This window comes from Pseudomonas shahriarae, from assembly GCF_014268455.2.
Taxonomy (GTDB): domain Bacteria; phylum Pseudomonadota; class Gammaproteobacteria; order Pseudomonadales; family Pseudomonadaceae; genus Aquipseudomonas; species Aquipseudomonas shahriarae.
The window spans coordinates 3238740-3262090 of record NZ_CP077085.1; the positions used below are offsets into that span (position 1 = coordinate 3238740).

Annotated in this window: 21 protein-coding genes; 14 read left to right on the forward strand and 7 right to left on the reverse strand. The window is 60.3% G+C overall.

The window, feature by feature from the left end:
- Positions 1-6: 6 nt before the first annotated feature.
- Complete coding sequence (locus HU773_RS14370; protein WP_057436628.1) at positions 7-912, forward strand: AraC family transcriptional regulator; 906 nt, start codon at positions 7-9, stop codon at positions 910-912.
- Positions 913-1033: 121 nt separating this feature from the next.
- Positions 1034-4789: a hypothetical protein gene (locus HU773_RS14375; protein WP_128593055.1), complete on the forward strand. Its 3756-nt coding sequence runs from the start codon at positions 1034-1036 to the stop codon at positions 4787-4789.
- A gap of 89 nt (positions 4790-4878) precedes the next feature.
- On the opposite strand, the gene HU773_RS27645 is transcribed toward HU773_RS14375, so the two are convergent.
- Positions 4879-5160 carry a chitin-binding domain-containing protein gene (locus HU773_RS27645; protein WP_081044227.1) on the reverse strand — a complete coding sequence of 94 codons (282 nt, stop codon included), beginning with the start codon at positions 5158-5160 and terminating at the stop codon, positions 4879-4881.
- A 260-nt stretch (positions 5161-5420) separates the two neighbouring features.
- Here HU773_RS27645 and HU773_RS14385 point away from each other — a divergent pair, with 260 nt between their 5' ends.
- The 7 genes from HU773_RS14385 (at position 5421) to HU773_RS14415 (ending at position 13668) form a co-directional block, all read left to right on the forward strand.
- Positions 5421-6731 (forward strand): ABC transporter substrate-binding protein, encoded by a 1311-nt coding sequence (locus tag HU773_RS14385; RefSeq protein ID WP_128593054.1) that lies wholly within the window; start codon positions 5421-5423, stop codon positions 6729-6731.
- Between the two features lie 100 nt (positions 6732-6831).
- Complete coding sequence (locus HU773_RS14390; protein WP_057436634.1) at positions 6832-7719, forward strand: carbohydrate ABC transporter permease; 888 nt, start codon at positions 6832-6834, stop codon at positions 7717-7719.
- A gap of 10 nt (positions 7720-7729) precedes the next feature.
- A complete protein-coding gene (locus tag HU773_RS14395) occupies positions 7730-8560 on the forward strand; it encodes a carbohydrate ABC transporter permease (RefSeq protein WP_057436636.1) in 831 nt (276 codons plus the stop codon).
- Between the two features lie 27 nt (positions 8561-8587).
- Positions 8588-9691, forward strand: coding sequence for an ABC transporter ATP-binding protein (locus HU773_RS14400; RefSeq protein WP_057959457.1), 1104 nt, complete (start codon positions 8588-8590; stop codon positions 9689-9691).
- A gap of 17 nt (positions 9692-9708) precedes the next feature.
- Positions 9709-11181: a mannitol dehydrogenase family protein gene (locus HU773_RS14405; protein WP_186625408.1), complete on the forward strand. Its 1473-nt coding sequence runs from the start codon at positions 9709-9711 to the stop codon at positions 11179-11181.
- 51 nt (positions 11182-11232) lie between these two features.
- On the forward strand, positions 11233-12714 hold the full coding sequence (gene xylB, locus HU773_RS14410) for a xylulokinase (RefSeq protein ID WP_057959455.1): 1482 nt from the start codon (positions 11233-11235) through the stop codon (positions 12712-12714).
- 12 nt (positions 12715-12726) lie between these two features.
- Positions 12727-13668: a carbohydrate kinase family protein gene (locus HU773_RS14415; protein WP_186625410.1), complete on the forward strand. Its 942-nt coding sequence runs from the start codon at positions 12727-12729 to the stop codon at positions 13666-13668.
- A 6-nt stretch (positions 13669-13674) separates the two neighbouring features.
- On the opposite strand, the gene aqpZ is transcribed toward HU773_RS14415, so the two are convergent.
- Entirely contained in the window at positions 13675-14361 is a 687-nt protein-coding gene (gene aqpZ, locus HU773_RS14420) for an aquaporin Z (RefSeq protein ID WP_120733182.1), read from the reverse strand.
- A gap of 134 nt (positions 14362-14495) precedes the next feature.
- On the opposite strand from aqpZ, the gene HU773_RS14425 reads away from it, so the two are divergent.
- Positions 14496-14876 (forward strand): hypothetical protein, encoded by a 381-nt coding sequence (locus tag HU773_RS14425; RefSeq protein ID WP_057959453.1) that lies wholly within the window; start codon positions 14496-14498, stop codon positions 14874-14876.
- On the opposite strand, the gene HU773_RS14430 is transcribed toward HU773_RS14425, so the two are convergent.
- Positions 14877-15134 (reverse strand): DUF1652 domain-containing protein, encoded by a 258-nt coding sequence (locus HU773_RS14430; protein WP_057436646.1) that lies wholly within the window; start codon positions 15132-15134, stop codon positions 14877-14879.
- Positions 15135-15401: 267 nt separating this feature from the next.
- Here HU773_RS14430 and eco point away from each other — a divergent pair, with 267 nt between their 5' ends.
- A complete protein-coding gene (gene eco, locus HU773_RS14435) occupies positions 15402-15884 on the forward strand; it encodes a serine protease inhibitor ecotin (protein ID WP_057436648.1) in 483 nt (160 codons plus the stop codon).
- Positions 15885-16247: 363 nt separating this feature from the next.
- Here the strand turns inward: eco and ilvA are convergent, their stop codons facing one another.
- A complete protein-coding gene (gene ilvA / locus HU773_RS14440) occupies positions 16248-17270 on the reverse strand; it encodes a threonine ammonia-lyase, biosynthetic (RefSeq protein WP_128593050.1) in 1023 nt (340 codons plus the stop codon).
- Between the two features lie 251 nt (positions 17271-17521).
- Between ilvA and HU773_RS14445 the strand changes: the two genes are divergently transcribed.
- The gene (locus HU773_RS14445) at positions 17522-17722 is read left to right on the forward strand and encodes a ParD-like family protein (protein ID WP_057436650.1); all 201 of its coding nucleotides are present in this window, start codon (positions 17522-17524) and stop codon (positions 17720-17722) included.
- Positions 17722-18477, forward strand: a complete 756-nt coding sequence (gene map, locus HU773_RS14450) for a type I methionyl aminopeptidase (RefSeq protein WP_057436952.1) — start codon at positions 17722-17724, stop codon at positions 18475-18477. The genes HU773_RS14445 and map overlap by 1 nt, the downstream gene beginning before the upstream one ends.
- Before the next feature lie 33 nt (positions 18478-18510).
- Here map and HU773_RS14455 read toward each other — a convergent pair whose 3' ends face one another.
- Positions 18511-19452: a magnesium transporter CorA family protein gene (locus HU773_RS14455; protein ID WP_057959452.1), complete on the reverse strand. Its 942-nt coding sequence runs from the start codon at positions 19450-19452 to the stop codon at positions 18511-18513.
- On the reverse strand, positions 19446-21032 hold the full coding sequence (locus HU773_RS14460) for a RimK family ATP-grasp domain-containing protein (RefSeq protein WP_057959451.1): 1587 nt from the start codon (positions 21030-21032) through the stop codon (positions 19446-19448). Before HU773_RS14460 ends, HU773_RS14455 begins: the two co-directional genes overlap by 7 nt.
- A 92-nt stretch (positions 21033-21124) precedes the next feature.
- Here HU773_RS14460 and HU773_RS14465 point away from each other — a divergent pair, with 92 nt between their 5' ends.
- Positions 21125-22216, forward strand: a complete 1092-nt coding sequence (locus tag HU773_RS14465; RefSeq protein WP_186625411.1) for a GNAT family N-acetyltransferase/peptidase C39 family protein — start codon at positions 21125-21127, stop codon at positions 22214-22216.
- Here HU773_RS14465 and sfnG read toward each other — a convergent pair.
- Complete coding sequence (sfnG, locus tag HU773_RS14470; protein ID WP_057436652.1) at positions 22205-23311, reverse strand: dimethylsulfone monooxygenase SfnG; 1107 nt, start codon at positions 23309-23311, stop codon at positions 22205-22207. The genes HU773_RS14465 and sfnG overlap by 12 nt on opposite strands.
- Positions 23312-23351 lie beyond the last annotated feature (40 nt).

The following is a 23351-nucleotide window of genomic DNA, read 5'->3' on the forward strand; positions in this document are numbered from 1 at the left end:
GCCAGCATGAGCCGAGCAACGCGCATCACCGACCCTTCCTACGAGTTGATGGACGATCACAACGGCCTGTCCATCATCTATCGCCAGCATGGCTTCCCCTGCCCGCTGGTGCGCTGGCACTTCCACAAGGAGTACGAGTTGCACCTGATTGTCGCCAGCTCCGGCAAGGTGTTTATCGGCGACTATATCGGCAACTTCCACCCGCAAAGCCTGTTCCTTACCGGCCCCAACTTGCCCCACAACTGGATCAGCCAGGTGGAGGAAGACGAAGTGGTGCCCAAGCGCGACATGTTGGTGAATTTCACCGATGAGTTGCTGGAAGGCGGCAGCCAGGTCTTCACTGAACTCAAGAGCCTCTCGCCGCTGTTGGAGCGGGCACAATACGGCATTGAGTTCCGCTGCCAAAAGACCATCGCCCAGGCGTTGACCTTGATGCAGCGCATCGAAGACACCCATGGGATGGCGCGGCTGGGGCATTTTTTTGTGCTGCTGGAGGCGCTCTGTGCCTGCGAGGACTACCAAGTGCTGTCGGGAGGAGCCACCGCGCAGTTGGCCGATGAGCACAGCATCGACAGGACCAACCGTGCGGTGGACTACATTTTTGCCCATTACGCGCGGGAATTGTCCCTGGAAGAAGTCGCACACTACCTGGGGATGAAACCCACCTACTTTTCCCGGGTGTTCAAGCAAGCCACCGGCCGCACCTTCATCGAGTTCGTCAATCGCCTGCGGATCAGCAAGTCCTGCGAACTGCTGGCCGATGGCGATAAGGCCGTGACCGATGTGTGCTTCGAGTCGGGCTTCAACAACATCTCCAATTTCAACCGGCGCTTCCAGCAGCTCAAAGGCATGACGCCGTCGCATTACCGACGCCTGGCGGTACAGCGCCTGACCGAGCAGAACCTGGCCTGAGCGGCTGAGAACGCTTCATTCACAACCGCCCGTCGCCACTGTCAATTTTGACAGTTACCTGCACGACCACCTTGGGTGTGTGATGTCTTTGTCCAGTTTTCCTGCACAAGGAGCACCCTCGATGAAGAAGCCCGCGCCACCTACTCCGCCCGCTTTGCCTCGCCTGCCGCATAACCCCGAACCTGGGCAACCGACTGATGCAGACGAGTTGGCCCCACCCTTTGTCAGCGACCAGGTGATCCCGCTGCCGGGAGCTGCGCGTGGGCTCGGCATCAGCTCAACCCGGCCTTGGATGACCTTGCATTTACAGCGCTGGACCAAACTCGAGGTAGGTGACTCCTACAAGTTCTATATGGGCAGCGATCACTTTGCCATCGCCTCGGATCAGGTCAGGGATGAGGATCTGGACAAACATCTTTTGCAGCTGGTCATCTTTCCGGAGCTTATTCCGGAAAACTTTATCTATCCCTGTTTTGTCGAGGTCACTCGCAGAGGCACTGACATCCCCAGTACTTCCCCTCGTGAGACCTGGTATGTCAAGACCACTCGCCCGGGCGGGGTCAGTAAAGATCCTGCATTGTCCTATCACACCGAGCTGGTGATACACCTGCCGCCCGACCTGGTGGGCAATGATCTTGACCCCGAACGCGCCAAGGAGAACGTGGAACTGACAATCGACCCCTACCCCAATATCACGGTAGGTGACACTGCCGAAGTGCATTGGAACGGCCATCCGACCAAGCTGCGGATTGATGACGAGCATGTCGCCGGCATCAAGCCCATTACCGTGGTGATCCCTGAGTCAACCATCTATTTGGGCGGCAGTGGCGAGGTCATTATTCGCTTCCGGCTGTATGACAAGGTGTTCAACTATTCCGGTGAGCTGCAGCAGTGGTCGCAGGCCGTCACGGTGGTGAGCAATCTGGATCGTAAACTGCTCCCGGCAGCGCACTTCGTGGTAGGCGGGTACTCCGTCATTGACGTCAATCTCGATATCCATAGTTCAGGCTTCTTCTTGGAAATGGTGGTGCCCAGAAGGCTGCCTGATGGCACGCTGACACCGGCCGGGGCCTTGATTGTCGTGACGTTGAGCGGGGCCGATGCTGCGGGCGCGTCCTTTGAGAGGACCCTGGCGCCGTTTCCAGCGCGAATCGAGCTGTCGTCCACCGTCCCGATAGACCTGAAAGACCTCGAAGCAGTGCTCAATGGGCACATGCAGTTCGAATACACCCTGACAACAGCCGGTGGCGTGTTCCTCGCCCGCTCCCAGCGCCGGAACATTACGGTTCATGGTACGAAAAGCACGATGCCGGCGATGACCATCGAGCAGAACGAAGGCGGCAACATTGACCCTGAACATCCCTATATCAAAGTCATCTTTCCGCGCTACACCCCTTACGACCGCAACTACAACGTGACACTGCGTATGGAGGCGGTGCGGTCAGGAGGCGGCCTGGTGTTTTATGAAGAGACCTTATTGGCAGGCGCCGAGCCGCCGCCAGAGCGGTATCGGATTGTCCTCCAGGAAAAATTCGAACGTTTCGTCGGGCTTGGCCCCGTCCGGGTGTTCTACCTCGTCGATAACGGCACGACACAGGTCATGAACCCCGCCATCCAGGCCATACGCAAGTCCGAGGTACTGGAAGTGACCTTTGGCCTGCGCTATGCCGATCTCCCAGCGCCGCAGATGCAATATGTGGACGAGTTCAACAATCTGGACCCGGCGCGCATAAAAGGCGGCCTGGTCCAGGCGACCCTGCCGTACACACGAACGATCCCAGGCGATGTGTTCAAGTGGACCTTGCTGGGGGCTACCAGCAACGGTTCGGCCAGTGACGAGATTTCCCTCAACTCCGCAACGGCGGGCAAACCCGTGTTGTTCAACCTGGATGAGGCGCTGATCGTTGCCAGCAGGAATGGCGAAATTCGCTTCAGCTATTCGCTGGTGCCTGCCAGTGGCGGTGCCACGCGCTACTCGGAAGTGTTGACCGTCACCGTCGGTGAAGCCCTGGACCTGCTGCGGCCGGAAGTGTTGCAAGCCCAGCGCTATCCCGACCAACTGGTGCCCGAGGCCGCGCTGCACGGGGCGACCATTGCCGTCACCTACCCGCAGATGCTGTCCAGCCATCGGGTGCTCGCGTGTTGGACCGGTATCCCGGAGATTGGGACCCATTGTGAAACGAAGGATGGCAATACCTCCAAGACCGTGCACTTTGAGGTGCCCCCAGAGGTGATTGGGGCCAACCTCAATGGCTACGGGCGCTACATCGAGGTGCAGTACTTCGTCTTGTTAGGTGTCCATCAAAAACCTTCGCCGGTGCTGAGCCTGTACCTGCTGGCGCCTGTGCTGCCCCTGCCCTACCTCGAAGGCCATACCACCAGCGTGCTGGACATCAGCCGGTTGATCGGTACCGAACGCGCCATGGTCGAACGCTGGAGCTTTATCAGTCGCTATCAACGGATGTGGTTTGAACTCAGTGGCACGTATGCCAATGACACACCGTTCTACGCTGTGCTGTTCGACGGCGATCTGGTGACCTATACCGGCGAACAGAACGGTATCCAGTCACCGGCACCGGTACTTGAGCTGCGCCAGCTCAAGGATGGCTCGCAATTTCTCATGCGTTTTGGCGCGACGTTCGACCAAACCAACAACAAGTCCAATGCCCTGTGGTTCCCGGAACGCAGGTATACCGTCCAGGCCGTCCCGGCGCAGTTTCCGCTACCCGAATTGATGGGGGCTACCGGCTCTGGCAGCTCGGTGACCCTGTTGCCACTCGTCGCACAGTACGGGGCCAAGGTAAACGCGACGTATAGCCCGATGTATACCTCCGACAGACTCACCCTGGAGGTGGTCGGCGCGCCGGGAGCAGGCTCAGGGCTGATCGGACCAAAAGACGGAGAAACGGATGGAACGGTCACCTTCGACCTGCCGGCGGCGCTGATTGCAGCCAATATTGGCAACCATGACACCACCTTCACCTTGAAATATACGGTCTGGCGCAATGGCGAACTCCGTTCGTCTGCAGTGTTGACCGTTACGCTGAAGGCTATTCCTGCGGCCGAACTGAACAAAACCGTGATCCGTATTGATGAAGCAGCTAACGGCGTACTCAATGTGGACGAGTTGATCGGTGATGCAACAGCAAGGTTGGGGACTTGGCCGTTCATTGCCAGGAACCAGCCCGTATGGCTGCGCCTGATCGGTAACAAACCCGACGGCACGGCACACAACTTGACCCTGCTGGATGGTACCCAGGGTGCACGGGTGAGTGATGGGTGGTTGAATCAAGGGTATCAATTGCTGACGGTACTCAATACCTACCTGAGAGACCTGGGGAACGGCACTCGACTGACAATGCAGTTCAAAGTGGCCCTCAATCACAGTACTGATGAGTGGCAAGCACTTGAGTTTCCCGTGGTTACGTATTCCATATTGAGCCTGCTGATCTCAGACAAAACGCCCTTTACCGGTGGGTTCATGAATGGCTGGATCAGCCAGTACCCCGAACAGAAAAGCATCCAGCGCGAGGCGGACGGCAACTATTACCTGCGGCACGGACCCATGACAGGGGATGGTGTCAGAATCTACAAAATATATACCCCGGTCGACTACGGGTATTATCGAGTCAGGTTCAAATACAGGGTCAACAAGTTTGCAAGCATTGGTGGGCCAACCAGCATGTATATTCATCTGGCTAATTTGACGCGCAACATTACCGTAACAAACCTTAATACATGGAACTATGTCGATGAGTACATGGGTTATTGGAAAGGCGGTAATTTTCAAGCCTCAATCGCGGTTATGAATCCGACAACTGGCGGGGTCTACGATATAGATGACGTCTGGATCCAACAGCGACACTTTCCGGGTTGAGCTACCGCAAACCAGGGGATAGGTGCAATGCACTTATCCCCTGGTTTTTATGCGTTGGCTCACCCAACAGACAGTGCTTTCCGAAAATATCAGGGCCTCACACATGCGGTCACACGCTCGTCAAACTCCAGCCCGACGGGACATGTAAAAGGATACTGAATCCAACGCTGGATCTCTTTGTCATACACACATCGGTAGAACCCCCCGACTCTGTCAGTACTTTTAAAATACCCCGCCTGAGTACAAGGAGGTTCGCGTGGTTCCGGAGGTGGTGTTTTACAGCCCCCGATAAAAACCGCCATAAGTAAGCCCAATGCGATTTTATAGAGGGTGTGGCCTTGGGGATTGACGCGAGAGCAGTTCATAAACATCTCCTGGTTAGGTTTACCAAACTATTAACCCTCTCCTGTTCTTTCCCGTCTACTGTCAGAAATAACAGGTCGCCGCTCCCCTGCTAGATATTGAACGCTTTGCAGCCCAGTGCAAAAAAGTATCACTTCAAGTGCTCCCAAGGATTTGTCACCGCGCCTGCAGAAGGCTGTAATCGACGCACACTCTTCCTGCCGCCTGGGAAGACACAACAACAAAAACTGTCCTTCTGCAGCCCCTGGGCGCAGAAATGGAGTGCGCGATGAATTTCTCAGCAAAAGCTCTGCTTGCCTGTACCTGCATGACCCTCAGCGCCGTCAGCCTTGGCGCGCAAACCCTGACCATTGCCACCGTCAACAACAGCGACATGATCCGCATGCAAAAGCTCTCGAAAACCTTCGAGGCCGAGCATCCGGACATCACGTTGAACTGGGTGGTGCTCGAAGAGAATGTGCTGCGCCAACGCCTGACGACTGACATTGCGACCCAGGGCGGGCAGTTCGATGTGCTGACCATCGGCATGTACGAAGCCGCACTCTGGGGCGCCAAGGGCTGGCTGGAGCCGATGAAGGATCTGCCGGCCTCCTACGACCTGGACGACGTGTTCCCTTCGGTGCGCGACGGCCTTTCGGTCAAGGGCTCGCTGTACGCCCTGCCGTTCTATGCCGAAAGCTCCATCACCTACTACCGCACTGACCTGTTCAAGGCTGCCGGGCTGAACATGCCAGCGCATCCGACCTGGGTGCAGATTGGCGAGTTTGCGCAAAAGCTCACCGACAAGAGCAAGGAGCAATACGGCCTGTGCCTGCGCGGCAAGGCCGGCTGGGGTGAGAACATGGCCCTGATCACCACCCTGGCCAATGGCTATGGCGCGCGTTGGTTCGATGAGAAGTGGCAACCCGAATTCAATGGTCCTGAGTGGAAGGACGCGCTGAACTTCTATGTCGACAACATGAAGAAGTCCGGCCCACCCGGCGCCTCGAGTAACGGCTTCAATGAAAACCTGGCGCTGTTCAACAGCGGCAAATGCGCGATCTGGGTGGATGCCAGCGTCGCCGGCTCGTTTGTCACCGACAAGACCCAGAGCAAAGTCGCCGACCACGTGGGTTTCACCTTTGCCCCGCAGCAGGTCACCGACAAAGGCACCTCGTGGCTGTATTCCTGGTCCCTGGCGATCCCGGCCAGCTCCAAGGCCAAGGACGCCGCCAAGGTCTTCAGTGCCTGGGCGACGTCCAAGGAGTACGGCGCGCTGGCGGCCAAGACCGATGGCATCGCCAATGTGCCGCCAGGCACCCGCGCCTCAACCTACAGCGAGCAATACATGCAGGCCGCCCCCTTTGCCAAGGTGACGCTGGAGTCGTTGAAAGTCGCGGACCCGACCAAACCGACCGTCAAGCCCGTGCCCTACATCGGTATCCAGTTGGTGACCATTCCCGAGTTCCAGGCCATTGGTACCCAGGTGGGCAAGTTCTTCTCCGGCGCCCTGACCGGCCAGCAGAGCGTGGACCAGGCCCTGGCGGCGGCGCAAACCACCACCGTGCGGGAAATGAAGCGCGCCGGCTACCCCAAATAGCCCAGGCTCACCACCGTCAATGTGGGAGCTGGCAAGCCAGCGCCTACATTGACCGCATTCCAAGGCCGATTCTGTTTGCCTCCAATGGGTTCTGATTGTCATGAATACGTCTAAAAGCCGCCTGCGCAACCCCGGCTGGTTCCTGGTCAGCCCCTCGGTGGCCCTGTTGCTGCTGTGGATGATCGTGCCGCTGGGCATGACCCTGTACTTTTCGCTGATCCGCTACAACCTGCTCTACCCCGGCGAAAACCAATTCGTGGGCCTGGAGAACTTCACTTACTTCATCACCGACTCGGGCTTTCTGCCCGGCGCCACCAATACCTTGTTGCTGGTGGGCAGCGTACTGCTGATCAGCGTGGTGCTGGGGGTGTTGATCAGTGCCTTACTGGAGGCCAGTGAGTTTTTCGGCCGCGGGCTGGTACGGGTGCTGCTGATCTCGCCGTTTTTCATCATGCCCACCGTCGGTGCGCTGATTTGGAAGAACCTGATTTTCCACCCGGTGTCCGGCGTGCTGGCGGCGCTGTGGAAGCTGTTTGGCGCGCAGCCGGTGGACTGGCTGGCGCACTACCCGCTGCTGTCGATCATCATCATCGTGTCCTGGCAATGGCTGCCCTTCGCCATCCTGATCCTGATGACTGCCATGCAGTCCCTGGACCAGGAACAGAAAGAAGCGGCACGCCTGGACGGTGCCGGCCCGATTGCGATCTTCTGGCACCTGACCCTGCCGCACCTAGCCCGGCCCATCGCCGTGGTGGTGATGATCGAAACCATCTTCCTGCTCTCGGTGTTCGCCGAAATCTTCACCACCACCAACGGCGGCCCTGGCTACGCCTCGACCAACCTCGCCTACCTGATCTACAACCAGGCGCTGGTGCAGTTCGATGTGGGCATGGCCTCGGCCGGCGGCTTGATTGCCGTGGTCATTGCCAATATCGCGGCGATCATCCTGGTGCGGATGCTCGGCAAAAACCTGACTGACAAGCCTTGAGGGCCGCGCCATGACACTTCAACAATCCCGCCGCCTGCAAAGCCTGTTGCTCGGCACCCTGGCCTGGGCCATCGCGATCGTGATTTTCTTCCCGATCTTCTGGATGGTGCTTACCAGTTTCAAGACCGAAATCGACGCCTTTGCCACGCCGCCGCAATTTATATTCACGCCCACCCTTGAGAACTACCTGCACATCAACGAGCGCAGCAACTACGCAAGCTTCGCCTGGAACTCGGTGGTGATTTCCTTCAGCGCCACCGCCTTGTGCCTGCTGATTGCGGTGCCGGCGGCCTACTCCATGGCGTTCTACGAAACCCAGCGCACCAAGGGCACGCTGCTGTGGATGCTGTCGACCAAGATGCTGCCCCCGGTGGGCGTGCTGATGCCCATCTACCTGCTGGCCAAGAGCATGGGCCTTCTGGATACGCGCATCGCGCTGATCATCATCTACACCCTGATCAACCTGCCGATTGTGGTGTGGATGGTTTACACCTACTTCAAGGATATCCCCAAGGACATCCTCGAAGCCGCCCGCCTGGACGGCGCCACCCTGTGGCAGGAAATGGTGCGGGTGCTGCTGCCCATCGCCAAGGGCGGCCTGGCCTCCACCGTGTTGCTGTCGCTGATCCTGTGCTGGAACGAGGCGTTCTGGTCGCTGAACCTGACCTCCTCGAATGCCGCGCCGTTGACTGCATTGATCGCCTCCTACTCCAGCCCCGAAGGTTTGTTCTGGGCCAAATTGTCCGCCGTCTCGACCCTGGCTTGCGCGCCGATCCTGATCTTCGGCTGGATCAGCCAGAAGCAACTGGTGCGCGGCCTGTCCTTCGGCGCAGTGAAATAACGACCCCTTATAAAAAGGAGGCCCATCATGGCCAACCTGAAAATCAAGAATCTGCAAAAAGGCTTCGAAGGCTTCTCCATCATCAAGGGCATCGACCTGCAAGTGAACGACAAGGAGTTCGTGGTGTTCGTCGGGCCGTCGGGCTGTGGCAAGTCAACCCTGCTGCGCCTGATTGCCGGCCTTGAGGAAGTGACAGAAGGCACCATCGAGCTCGATGGCCGGGATATCACCGAAGTGACCCCGGCCAAGCGCGACCTGGCCATGGTGTTCCAGACCTACGCGCTGTACCCGCATATGAGCGTGCGCAAGAACATGTCGTTTGCCCTGGACCTGGCCGGTGTGGACAAGCAGATCGTCGATAGCAAAGTCAGTGAAGCAGCACGCATCCTCGAGCTGGGGCCGCTGCTGGAGCGCAAGCCCAAGCAGCTGTCCGGCGGCCAGCGCCAGCGCGTGGCCATCGGCCGGGCGATTGTGCGCAACCCGAAGATCTTCCTGTTCGACGAGCCGCTGTCCAACCTCGACGCCGCCTTGCGCGTGCAAATGCGCCTGGAACTGGCGCGCCTGCATAAAGAACTGCAGGCCACCATGATTTACGTGACCCACGACCAGGTCGAAGCCATGACCCTGGCGGACAAGGTGGTGGTGCTCAATAGCGGGCGCATCGAACAGGTCGGCTCGCCGCTGGAGCTGTATCACCAGCCGGCCAACCTGTTTGTCGCGGGCTTTCTGGGGACGCCGAAAATGGGCTTTCTCAAGGGCCGGGTGACCCGTGTCGACGGCCAGGGCTGCGACGTGCAGCTGGAGGCCGGGACCCTGATCAGCCTGCCATTGAGCAGCGCCAGTTTGAGCGTCGGCAGCGCAGTGACCCTGGGCATTCGCCCCGAACACCTGGAGCTGGCGGCACCGGGCGATACCACCCTGACCGTCACCGCCGACGTTGGCGAACGCCTGGGCAGTGACACCTTCTGCCATGTGCTCACCGCCAATGGCGAGCCGCTGACCCTGCGGATCCGTGGCGATATGGCCAGCCAGTATGGCGAGACCCTGCAACTGCACCTGAACCCGGCGCACTGCCATCTGTTCGACACCGACGGTGTTGCCGTGGCTCGCCCACTGCGCGCCGCCGCCTGATTTCGCGAGAACCGTTGATGAAACTCAATAAGCAAAACCTCACGCAACTGGCGCCCGAAGTGCGCCTGCCCGCCTACACCCTCGCCGATACGCGCCAGGGCATCGCCCATATCGGCGTCGGCGGTTTCCATCGCGCGCACCAGGCGTACTACACCGACGCCCTGATGAACACTGGGGTCGGCCTCGACTGGAGCATCTGCGGCGTTGGCTTGCGCGCCGAAGACCGCAAGGCGCGGGATGACCTGGCCGGCCAGGACTATCTGTTCACCCTGTACGAACTGGGCGATACCGACGACACCGAAGTGCGTGTAATCGGTGCCATCAGCGACATGCTGCTGGCCCAAGACGGGGCCCAGGCGCTGATCGACAAACTGGCCAGCCCACAGATTCGCATCGTCTCGCTGACCATCACCGAGGGCGGCTACTGCATCGACGACAGCAACGGCGAGTTTATGGCCCATCTGCCGCAGATCCAGCACGACCTGGCCCACCCCGACACCCCCACCACGGTGTTCGGCTTTATCTGCGCAGCCCTGACCCAGCGCCGTGCTGCAGGCATCCCGGCGTTCACGGTGATGTCCTGCGATAACCTGCCGCACAACGGCGCCGTGACCCGCAAGGCGCTGCTGGCCTTCGCCGCGCTGCGCGACGCCGACCTGCACGACTGGATCCAGGCCAATGTGAGTTTTCCCAACGCCATGGTCGACCGCATCACACCGATGACCAGCACCGCGCACCGCCTGCAATTGCATGATGAACACGGCGTCGACGATGCCTGGCCAGTGGTGTGCGAACCCTTTGTGCAATGGGTGCTGGAAGACAAGTTCGTCAACGGCCGCCCGGCCTGGGAACAGGTGGGCGTGCAGTTCACCGATGACGTCACGCCCTATGAAGAAATGAAGATCGGCCTGCTCAACGGTAGCCACCTGGCCCTGACCTACCTGGGGTTTCTCAAGGGCTATCGGTTTGTCCACGAGACCATGAACGACCCGCTGTTTGTCGCCTATATGCGTGCCTACATGGACCTGGACGTGACCCCCCACCTGGCGCCAGTGCCGGGCATTGACCTGACCGAGTACAAGCAGACCCTGGTGCAGCGTTTTTCCAACCAGGCGATTGCCGATCAGTTGGAGCGGGTGTGTTCCGATGGTTCGTCGAAGTTTCCCAAATTCACCGTACCGACCATCAACCGCCTGATTGCCGAGGGCCGCGACACCGAGCGGGCGGCACTGGTGGTGGCGGCCTGGGCCTTGTACCTGCAGGGCGTGGATGAGAACGGCGTGCGCTACCGAATCCCCGACCCCCGCGCCGATTTCTGCGAGGAGCTGGTGGCGGATGACGCATTGATCAGTCAGCGGTTGCTGGGTGTAGGAGAGATTTTTGGCACGGCGATTCCCAACTCGGCGGAATTTGTGGCAGCGTTTGAGCGGTGTTTTGCCAGTTTGCGCGATAACGGTGTCACAGAGACCCTGAAACGACTTACCCACTGAAGAAACCCACATTGATCGGGTTTTCACCCTACTGCCTGCTGAGTAACCACCATGACTCGCCAATCTCTGTTTCTGGGCATCGACTGCGGCACCCAAGGCACCAAAGCCATCGTCCTCGATGCCGCCAGCGGCAAGGTGTTGGGCCTGGGCGCTGCTGCACACAGCCTGATCAGCGGCGCCAACGGCCGTCGCGAGCAACCCCCCCAGGAATGGCTGGACGCCTTGACCGAATCCACCCACCGCGCCTTGCAGCAAGCCGGCGTGGACGGGCAGGACATTCTCGGCATCGGCGTTTCCGGCCAGCAACATGGCCTGGTGCTGCTCGACGATCAGGGCCAGGTGTTGCGCCCGGCCAAGCTGTGGTGCGACACCGAAACCAGCGCGGAAAACGCCCGACTGCTGCAGCACCTGGGCGGTGAAAGCGGCGCCCTGGAGCGGCTTGGCGTGGCGATCGCACCGGGTTACACCGTGTCCAAACTGTTATGGACCCTGGAGCAACACCCGGAGGTGTTTGCGCGGATCGCCCATCTCCTGTTGCCCCACGACTACCTCAACTATTGGCTCACCGGCCGTGCCTGCGCCGAGTATGGCGACGCCTCGGGTACCGGTTATTTCAATGTGCGCACCCGGCAATGGGATTTGCCGTTGCTGCGGCATATCGACCCCAGCGGGCGCCTGGAAGCGGCGTTGCCAACCCTGATCGAAGCCAATCAGGCACTGGGCACTGTGCTGCCGGCGATCGCCGAGCGCCTGGGGATCAATCCCGGTGCCATTGTGTCCAGTGGCGGCGGGGACAATATGATGGGGGCGATTGGCACCGGCAATATTGCTCCCGGGGTGATTACCATGAGCCTCGGTTCATCGGGCACCGTGTACGCGTTTGCCGACCAACCGAATGTCAGCGCCCAGGCTGCAGTGGCGACATTCTGTTCCTCCAGCGGCGGTTGGCTGCCGCTGATCTGCACCATGAACCTGACCAATGCCACCGGGGTCATCCGCGAACTGTTCGAGCTGGACCTGGTGGCATTCAACGCCCTGGTGGCCCAGGCGCCGATTGGCGCCGAGGGCGTGAGCATGCTGCCGTTTCTCAATGGCGAGCGCGTGCCCGCCCTGCCCCACGCAACCGGCAGCCTGCACGGCCTGACCATGACCAACCTGACCCGTGCCAACCTGTGCCGCGCGGTGGTCGAAGGCACCACCTTCGGCTTGCGCCAGGGCCTGGACCTGTTGCGCCAGACCGGCCTGCAAAGCCACAGTATCCGCCTGATCGGTGGCGGCTCGAAAAGCCCGGTGTGGCGGCAGATGGTCGCCGATATCATGGACACCGAAGTGATCTGTACCGAACAAAGCGAAGCGGCAGCCCTGGGCGCGGCGATCCAGGCCGCGTGGTGCCAGTCCGGCGAAAGCCTGCAGGCACTGTGTACACGCTGCGTCAGTCTCGACCCGGCCAGCCGCACTCAGCCTGTGGCCGCCAGCGTCAAGGCTTACCAGCAGGCCTATGAACGCTATCAACAGCATGTGGCAACCCTTTAAGAGCGAGTAACTATGTATCTGGTGTGTGGCGAAGCGCTGTTTGATTTTTTCAGCCAGGAGGATGCCGGCGGGCAGGCTTCCAAAGTCGATTTCAAGGCGATTGCCGGCGGCTCGCCGTTCAATGTGGCCGTAGGTTTGCGCCGCCTGGGGATCGAGGCCGGGCTGTTCGCCGGGTTGTCCAGCGACTACCTGGGCCAACGCCTGCGCCAGGTGCTCAGGGATGAAGGGGTCAGCGACGAGTACCTGGTGGAGTTTGCCGCACCGACCACCCTGGCGATGGTCGCCCTGGGGGCCAATGGCTCGCCGCAATACAGCTTCCGGGGTGAAGGCTGTGCCGATCGGCAGTTGCAGCTCGAGCATCTGCCTGCCCTCGATGCTCGGGTACGCGGCCTGCATTTCGGTTCGTTTTCCCTGGTGGTGCAGCCGGTCGCCGACAGCCTGCTGGCCCTGGCCCGCCGGGAAAGCGGCAAGCGCTTGATCAGCCTCGATCCGAATGTGCGCCTGAACCCGCAGCCGGATATCGAACTATGGCGCCAGCGCGTGGCCGAGTGGGTACAGCATGCCGACCTGATCAAGGTCAGCGATGAAGACCTGCACCTGCTCTACCCAGGCCAGGCCCCCGAAAGCGTGCTGCAAGACTGGTTGCAGCACCGTTGCCAGCTGGTTTTCCTGACCCGTGGCGGCGATGGCGCGAGTGTGTTCAGTCGCCAGCATGGCAACTGGTCGGCGCCGGCGCTCAAGGTGGTGATGGCTGATACGGTGGGCGCCGGCGATACCTTCCAGGCCGCCCTGATTGCCTGGCTCACCGAACAGCAGTTGGATTGCGTGGAGGGTGTGCGCAGCCTGACCAGGGAACAGATCGACACAATGCTCAGGTTTGCCATCAGCGCTGCGGCGCTGACCTGCGGCAAGACCGGGCCAGACCTGCCCTACCGCCATCAATTGCACGGGTAATCGCGATTAGGGGCGCTCCCGTATTGCCCGGGCCACCCACGCGCCGATCACACCGCCAGCCAGGGGCGCGAGCCAGAACAGCCAGAGCTGCATCAGGTAATCAGGGCCGGCAAACAATGCCGGCCCGGTGCTGCGGGCCGGGTTGACCGAGGTATTGGTCACAGGAATCGACACCAGGTGAATCAGGGTCAGCGTCAGGCCGATGGCAATCGGCGCAAACCCCGGCGCCACACCGGGGGCAGTCACCCGCATCACGATAAACACCAGGAAGAAGGTGCCCACGCTCTCCACCACCACGGCGGCCAACAGGCTGTACTGCCCCGGGCTTAGCGCGCCATAGCCATTGGCGGCAAACTCGCCGATTTCAAAGCCCGGCCGGCCACTGGCGACCAGTGCGAGAATCGCCGCCGCCACCGTCGCCCCGGCGACCTGGGCAATGATATAGGGCAGCACATCCAGCCCCGGCAACCGTCCACCGACCCACAGGCCGACAGTCACCGCAGGGTTGAAATGCGCGCCACTGATGCTGCCCACCGCATAGGACATGCTCAACACGCTCAGGCCAAACGCCAGGGCGACCCCGCTAAACCCAATACCCAGGCCCGGAAACGCGGCCGACAGGATGGCGCTGCCACAGCCGCCAAAGGTTAACCAAAAGGTGCCGAGAAATTCTGCTGCGATTTTTTGCTGCACGCACTACCTCAGCCACTGGCGAAAAATGTGGCGAAACACTAGCAGTGAGAAGGGAAGCTGCCGTATCGGATTTGTCTGAGGCTTACCTCACAGCGTAGGCTTGGGCCCTTCTGAAACGGCCGAAAGGACTCGCCATGCGCATCAGTTTCCACGCACTCTCCACCTTCACCGCCGCGCTGTGCCTGGCCCTTGCGATTGCCTGGGGAGTGCGGCCCGACCTGCTACTGTGGCTCTGGGGAGTGGAATACACCGATGCCAGCGGCCTGGTGGCGCGACGCAATGCCATGCTGTTCCTGGCAATCGGCATCATGTTTTATCGCCTGCGCCATACCGCCCCGTCACCCACGCGCAGCGCGCTGGTATCGGGGTTTATTGTCGGTTGCCTGGGATTGGCCGCGCTAGGGATTGGCGAATGGCTCAATGGCCATGCCGGCCCGGGAATTCTGCTGGCCGTGGGCACGGAGTTAGTGCTGGGCCTGGGGTTTATCCAGGCCCGCAAACCAACCGTGGGCTGATCAGTAGAGCCTGGCGCCCGCCCTGCGCGGGGCGGGTGCATGGGCGTGTTTGAGATCCTCACGCAACTCGGTGATCAGATTGCAGATGGCACGACTGCTGTCGAGTTTATTGGCCTGGATGCCGGTGACAGTCAGGTCGGTACCATCGTCGTCATAGATTTTGATGGTCAATGACGCATCCTGGGCCTTGATGCATTCACAACGTCTGGGCAGGAAGCTTCCTTCAATAAGGCCGCGTAACTCCAATTCCGAAAACATGGCTAAACCTCTCCTTTTTTGAGACCGCCAATGAATTTTTATAGCTATCAATAGTCTGACCGCCGCGTCAGGACGGTTGACTGCACGCCTTGCCAACCCTGGCAGGCGCGTTCAACTGCAAAGCCTACTCCTTGTGCCTGTCGGCGTAGGATCCTTTCCTCATAAGCACCCGCTACCCTTATATGCGTTGCTGCTGGTTTGCATTGCCGGACGTTGGCGTGCATCGTGGCCGCGACTGTTTTATTGACCCCAAGATAAGGACGTCCCATGACTTCTTCGCCCTTCACTCTGTTTTCCGTTTTGGCCATGAGCGTGCTGGCCGCCCAGGCCAATGCCGCCAAGCTGGAAGATATCGCGCCCTACCCCAAGGCCGATGCCGGCCAGGTTCGCCAGGTCATCCACTTGCCGGCAAAGCCCCAGGAACAGGACTTCAAGGTTGAAATCCTCGCCGGTAAAACCTTGCCGGTGGACTGCAACCAGCAGCGGCTCGGTGGTGTACTGGAAGAGAAAAACCTCGAAGGCTGGGGCTACCCGTTCTACCGCCTGGAGAAGGTCAGCGGCCCCATGAGCACCCTGATGGCCTGCCCCGAAGGCAAGACCCACGAGGGTTTTGTGCCGGTGGTCGGTGACGGTTTTGTGCTGCGTTACAACAGCAAATTGCCCATCGTTTTATATGTTCCAAAAGATGTCGAAGTGCGTTACCGAATCTGGTCGGCATCGCCTACCGTCGAGAAGGCGAGCGCGCAGTAACGCCACAGCCAGAATGTGTGTGGGCTTGCCTGCTACAGCGCTGCGTCAGCCACCAGTTGCTGTGACTGAACCACCGCCATCGCGGGCAAGCCCGCTCCCACAGGGAGAGCTCAGCGGGCAGAAAAGTATGGCTCCACCACAAACCCAATGTGGGAGCTGGCTTGCCTGCGATGGCGGTCTGTCAGCCCCCGAAAATAATGACTGAACCATCCCACTGGGGGCTCTGCGAGCAGGAAAGTATGGCCACACCACAAATCAAATGTGGGAGCTGGCTTGCCTGCGATGGCGGTCTGTCAGCCGCCGAGAATAGTGACTGAACCACCGCCATCGCGGGCAAGCCCGCTCCCACAGGGGGCGACTTTGCTAAAGCTCGGCAACTTCCACATTCAATCGGTGCTCTCGCGCCGCCACCCGCTCGGCCACGTGGCGCAAACTGTCGAAGTTGATATTAGCCCCGGAGTTGATCGCCACCAGTGTCTGCCCCTGGGCCCCGGTACGTGTCACGTAGCGGCGGATACCGGCCACCGCCAGGGCGCCGGAGGGTTCGGTGATGGAGCGGGTGTCGTCGTAGATCAGCTTGATCGCACTGCACAGTTCATCATTGCTGACGGTGATGACCTCATCAACATAATGACGGCAGATTTCAAAACCGTGGGCACCGATCTGCGCCACTGCGGTGCCATCGGCAAAGCTGTCCACGCTGGGCAGTATCACCCGCTCACCGGCATCCAGGGCCGCCAGCAGGCAGCTGGAGCCTTCAGGTTCCACGCCAATCACCCGCACTTGCGGGCGCAAATACTTGATGTAGGCCGCGATGCCGGCGATCAACCCACCCCCGCCGACCGGGACGAAGATCGCGTCCAGCGCACCTTGCTGCTGGCGCAGGATTTCCATGGCGACGGTACCCTGCCCGGCGATCACGTCGGGATCGTCGAAGGGCGATACAAAGGTGCCCCCCGACTGTTCAGCCAACTGCAATGCATGGGCCAGGGCAAACGGGAAGCTCGCGCCCTGCAACACCGCCTCAGCGCCTCGTGAGCGCACGCCCAGCACTTTCAATTCAGGCGTGGTGCTGGGCATGACTATCGTCGCCTTGATTCCCAACTCACGCGCCGCCAGCGCCACACCCTGGGCATGGTTGCCCGCCGAGGCCGTGATCACGCCGCGGGCTTTTTGCTCATCGCTCAGTTGCACCAGTTTGTTGTAGGCGCCACGGATCTTGAAGGAGAACGTCGGCTGCAGATCTTCACGCTTGAGCAGGATCTGATTGCCGAGCAGCGCCGAGAGTGCCGGGGCCGCCTGCAAGGGGGTGCGTACCGCCAGGTCGTAGACCGGCGCGGCGAGGATCTTCTTCACGTATTGCTCAAGCAGCAAGGGGCTACTCATGGGTGTCTCCTGGCGTTTTACGGGGCCCTGGAGACGGAAAAACAAAACCCGCCTCTAGGGCGGGTTTGGGTACAGCCGAACGCTATCCCGCCAAATGAGGAATGGCGGTAATAATGCTTGGCTGGGAACGATAGGTTTGAACGGTCATGGCGCAAAACTAACCGGCGCTCTGTGGCAAGTCAACTGCGGGGCTTTACGGGCGATATACGAAACATATACGCTTTGTATATCAATCCTACACAGTGAAGCTCATGGGCATCGTCAAGATCACCGATCAACTGCATGAACAACTGCGTCTGGCCAGCGCCGCCATGGACCGCTCCATCAACGCCCAGGCGGAGTTCTGGATCAAGATCGGCCTGTTGGCCGAACTCAATCCACACCTGGCCTACAACGATCTGATCAACAAGCTGTTGCTCGATAAGCCCGACCTGATCCGGGGGCGCAGCTGATGATCAAGACCCCTGCACAGATCGCCGTGATGCGCGAAGCCGGGCGCCTGCTGGGCCAGGTGTTCACGATGCTCGACAGCCGGGTCGCGGCCGGCCAGACCACCCTGGAACTGGATGCGGCCGTCGAGGCGTTTATCCGCCAGGACCTGCAGGCCCGCCCCGCCAGCCTCGGGCAGTATGACTACCCCTTCTGCATCAACACCTCCATCAATGAAGTGGTATGCCACGGCATGCCAAATGCCAAGGATGTGTTGAAGGACGGCGATATCGTCAATATCGACATCACCCTGGAAAAAGGCGGGTTTATCGCCGACTCCAGCAAGATGTACATGGTCGGCGCTGTCGCGCCCAAGGCGCGGCGCCTGGTGGAGCAGACGTTCGAGGCGATGTGGGCCGGTATTCGCCAGGTCAAACCCGGCGCGCGCCTGGGGGATATCGGCCATGCGATTCAAAGCCATGCCCAAGCCAATGGCTACAGCGTGGTGCGCGAGTATTGCGGCCACGGGATTGGCCGGGAAATGCATGAAGAGCCACAAATCCTGCACTTCGGCCGCCCGGGCACCGGCCTCACCCTGCGCGAAGGCATGGTGTTCACCATCGAACCGATGCTCAACCAGGGCAGCGCCAAAGTGCGCAGCCTCAAGGACGGCTGGACCGTGGTGACCCGCGACAACAGCCTGTCGGCCCAGTGGGAACATACGGTGGCGGTCACTGCGGATGGCTTTGAAGTGCTGACGCTGCAGGCGGGTGCCTGAAGCCTCCCACACCGGCAGCAAAGTGGGGCCCAGTCACCCTGCTTTGTCGCCGCCCCTGGCAATCCGCCTGAGCCCCAGCACCATCCCTGCGGCGCCCAACGCCATCGCCAGCAAAAACAGCGGGTACGCCACCCACCACGGCGTGCCGGCCGTCATCATGCTGAACTCGGACATGCCGCCAATGCTGGCGATCAGGTTCAGCGGCAGGAACACCACGTTGATCAGTGTCAGCTTGCGCAGCAGGTTGTTCATGCTGTTGTTCATCAGGTTGCCCCGGGCGTCGATCAGCCCGGAGAACACATTGGAATAAATCTCCGCCTGCTTGTAGCACTGGTTGTTCTCGATGATCAGGTCGTCGATCAAGCCCAGGGTCTGCGGGCTGAAATGCTCCTTCTCGCCATGGTTGCGCAAACGCGTCAAGACCGCGCCGTTGCTGTGCAGCGCGTTGATGTAATAGATCAGGCTCTCGCTGAGGCTGAACATTTGCATCAGGTGGCGGTTACTCATGGAGGCGTTGAACTGCTGCTGCAATTCCCGGGCGACCAGCTTGATCACCTTGAGGTGGCCCAGATAGTGGTGAATGTTGTTCAGCAGCAGGTCTAGCAGTACATCCAACGGTGTATGCAGCGGCCGGCGCGCGCCCAGGCCGGACAGTTGGCTGTCGTCGGTGGCGATCACCAGCAGACGGTCCGGTGAAAACAGCAAGCCGCAAGACGACACTTCAAACACCAGGTTGCTGCCCCCGGAGTAGTTTTGCGGGCGCTTCCAGATCAGAAACAGGTTGTCTGGATGGAACTCGATACGCGACACCTCGTCCGGATCCAGTGCCGACGCCAGCGCATGCTCATCGACCTTGTAGCGCTCGCGCAGCAATTCACGCTCATCACTGTCGGGGTTGCTGAACAGCAGGACCTCGGCACTTTCGCGCTCGGTGCGGCGCAGCGCGCCCTCATTGAGCTCAAAGCAGATCACCAGACCTGGCCCTGGCGTTTGAGCTCCAGGCGGCGCACGAACTCCTCCAGCACCAGGGAGTACAAGTCGTCCTGCAAGTAGGCGTCTTCGATCCCGGCGTCCATGTTCGGGTTGTCGTTGACCTCGATCACCACCACCTTGTTGCCGGACTGCTTCAGGTCCACGCCGTATAACCCGTCACCGATCAGGTTAGCGGTCTTGACCGCCAGTTCCACCACGGCCTTGGGCGCCTCGTGCACCGCCAGGGTCCGGCACTCGCCGTTGATATCCTGGCCGATGGCCTTGTGGTTGTAGATCTGCCAATGGCCCTTGGACATAAAGTATTGGCAGGCAAAGATCGGCTTGCGGTTGAGGACGCCGATGCGCCAGTCGTACTCGGTATAGAAAAACTCCTGGGCCAGCAGCAACACCGAGTGTTCGAACAACTCTGCCGTGGCGGCCAGCAGCGCCTCCTGGCTTTCCACTTTAATCACCCCTCGGGAGAAACAACCGTCGGGGATTTTCAGCACCAGGGGGAAGCCCAGGCGCTCGCCAACCCGTTCGAAATCTTCCGGTCGCTCCTTGTACAGAATTTCGGTAGCGGGCATGCCCAATTGATGGCTGTTGAGCAGGTCCGTGAGGTAGACCTTATTGGTACAACGCAGGATCGACGCCGGGTCGTCCATCACCACCAGCCCTTCACTCTCGGCCTTTTTGGCGAAGCGATAGGTGTGGTTGTCGACACTGGTGGTTTCGCGGATCAACAAGGCGTCGTATTCGGCCAGTCGCGCGTAGTCCTTGCGCTCAATCAGCTCGACATCAATCCCCAAACCCCTGCCCACCCGCACGAAATTTTCCAGGGCCTTGGCATTGGACGGCGGCAGCTGCTCCTGGGGATCATGCAGGATTGCCAGGTCATAACGGGCCAGGCGCCGGGAGCGCGGTTGACGCCAGATCCTGCGGCTGAAGTTGTCCAGGGCGTGGGCGAATTGATCTTCCTGATCATCGCGCAACTTATGCAGCACCCCGGACTTGATGCCTTCGATATGCCAGCCGTTATGCTTGCGAAACTCAACTAACAAGATCGGACAAGGAAACGCTTCAAACAACTGCCGGGCCAAATCCTGCAACGGCTCAATATTGGTTCGACCAAAATAAAGGGTCAGGGTAAAACCTTCGGTATTACTGTAGAGGTGATGACTCAATGCTTTGTCGAGGGTTTTATCCAGGTCATCCAGGGCCAGGCCATACAAGGATTTTTTCGTCAATTCGCTGATGGTGCGCACCGACGGAATCACCTTGTGCCCCCGCGCCTCGGCCAGCAGCGAGCAGTAATAGCCATGCCCCAGGTACTTGTAGCTGCGGCACAGGTTGATGACCTGGACCCGTTTGCCGGCCTCGTTCTCCCGGGGGTGTTCGAGGTATTCCTGGGCAGTGACAATATCTTCACTGGGGAAGTACGAGGCCCAGTCTTCCTTGCGTTCTACAATAATCACAACTTGGCTTGCACTCTTGGGCGGTGTAGAAAAATATCCGCCGGAAGTTATTGTCGCCGCGACGGTTTGCTCGGATACTTCTCGCCAATGACTTTGTACCGCTGACATATTGATTGATCCGCTAGAGAACTTGACCTTTTCTATTAAGCACGATCTTTCACGGAAGTCTCGTTTAGTTACGCAACTTTTACGGCGGTTATATGACTCTTTTCTTTCGCGTTGCAACCCTGGATGACCTGCCAGCACTGGTGGCCCTGGAACAGCACTGTTTCACCACAGACCGGCTGTCTGCCCGCAGTTTCCAGTGGATGATCAGCCGCGCCCATGCGCAGCTGCTGGTGGCCGAAAATACCGGGCAATTGCTGGGTTATGCCCTGGTGCTGTTCCATCGCGGCACCTCGCTGGCGCGCCTGTACTCCCTGGCCATTGCCGCGCCGGCCCGGGGCATGGGCCTGGGCAAGCAATTGCTGGCGCGCATCGAGGCCTGCGCCGTGGCGCACGACTGTGCGTACCTGCGCCTTGAGGTGCGCACCGACAACCCTGGCGCTATTGCCCTGTATGAACACAGTGGCTACCGGCGCTTTGCCCTGATCAACGACTATTACGCCGACCATACCGACGCCCTGCGCCTGGAAAAACGCATCCTCCAGCACACTGACGCACGGGCCTTGAGTGTGCCCTACTACCCGCAGACCACCGACTTCACCTGCGGCGCAGCCTGCCTGTTGATGGCCATGGGCGCCCTGTTACCTGGGCGTGAGTCTCTGCGCCGCGAAGAGCTGCAGATCTGGCGCGAAGCAACCACCGTGTTCATGACCGCCGGCCACGGCGGCTGCAGCCCCCAAGGCCTGGCCCTGGCCGCCTGGCGCCGGGGGTTTAAGGTGCGCATGCAGGTCAACGTGCGCGGGCCGCTGTTTCTCGATGGGGTGCGCGACCCGCATAAAAAAGAGGTGATGCGCCTGGTGCATGAGGGGTTCGAGGAGGATTTGGCCAACAGTGATGTGCAGCAGGTATTCGGCGGTGCGTTGGACCTGGCGCAGGTCCTCGGTGATGGCGGCCAGCCACTGGTGCTGATCAGCAGCTACCGGCTGACGCGCTCCAAGTCACCGCACTGGGTAATCGTGACCGACTGCGATCAAGAGTTTGTCTACCTGCATGATCCCGACGTGGACCATAGCCAGCATCGCCGCCCCATGGACTGCCAGCATTTGCCGGTCAGCCACGGGGAGTTCGAGCGGATGTGCCGTTTTGGCAGCCGTCAGCTGCGGGCGGCGGTGGTGCTATACCGGTAACGCCCTGGCGCTGCCGGTCGCCGCGGCCTTGGCTTCGAGTTCGCGCACCAGGGGCAATACGCGCTGGCCGAAATATTCCACCTCCTCCTGGAAGTGCAGGAAGCCCGCCAGCACCAGGTCCACCCCCACCGCCTTGAGCGCGACGATGCGCTCGGCAATCTGCCGAGGGGTGCCGATCAGGTTGGTCTTGAAGCCGTCGTTGTACTGCACCAGGTCGGCGAAGCTGGACTTGGCCCAGTTGCCCTCACCTTCGGGCGAGGCCTTGCCCGCCTGCCTGGCGGCATCACCAAAGGCGTTGACGGCCTGCGGGTCGGCCTTGTCGATGATCTCGGCCAACACCGCCTGGGCCTCTTGCTCGGTGTCGCGGGCGATCACAAACGCGTTGACCCCGACTTTTACCGAATGGTGATTGGCCGCAGCCTTGGCGCGGATATCATCGACCTGGGCCTTGATCCCCTCGGGCGTGTTGCCGTTGGTGAAATACCAGTCCGACACCCGCGCCGCCATGTCCCGCGCAGCCCGGGAGCTGCCACCCTGGAAAATTTCCGGGTGCGGCTGAGTCAGGGGCTTGGGCTTGAGGCTGTAATGGTTGAACCGGTAGAAGTCACCCTTGAAGGTGAAATCGTCCTGGGTCCAGATGCCTTTCAACGCGCGGATAAACTCTTCGGAGCGCCGATAGCGCTCGTCATGCTCCAGCCAGTGCTCGCCAATGGCCTGGAACTCGCCCTTGAACCAGCCACTGACGATGTTCACCGCCACCCGGCCTTGGGTCAGTTGATCAATGGTCGCCAACTGCTTGGCCGCCAGCGCCGGTTGCCAGGGCCCCGGCAGGATCGCGGCGATCACCTTGAGTTGGGTCGTGGCCGCCAGCAACGCATGGCTGAAGGCCACGGATTCATGTTGGTATTCAGCACCATAGCCGGCGGTGAAACGGATTTGCGTCAGGGCATACTCAAACCCCGCCGCCTCGGCCAACTGGGCCAGCTTGCGGTTGTAGTCGATGCCCCAGTCGGTACGTTGTTCAACCTTGCTGACCACCAGGCCACCACTGACATTGGGCACCCAATAGGCAAATTTCACGGCTTGCTGAGTCATCGTTCGGCACCTCGCACACAGGGAATGTACAGGGGTAGAG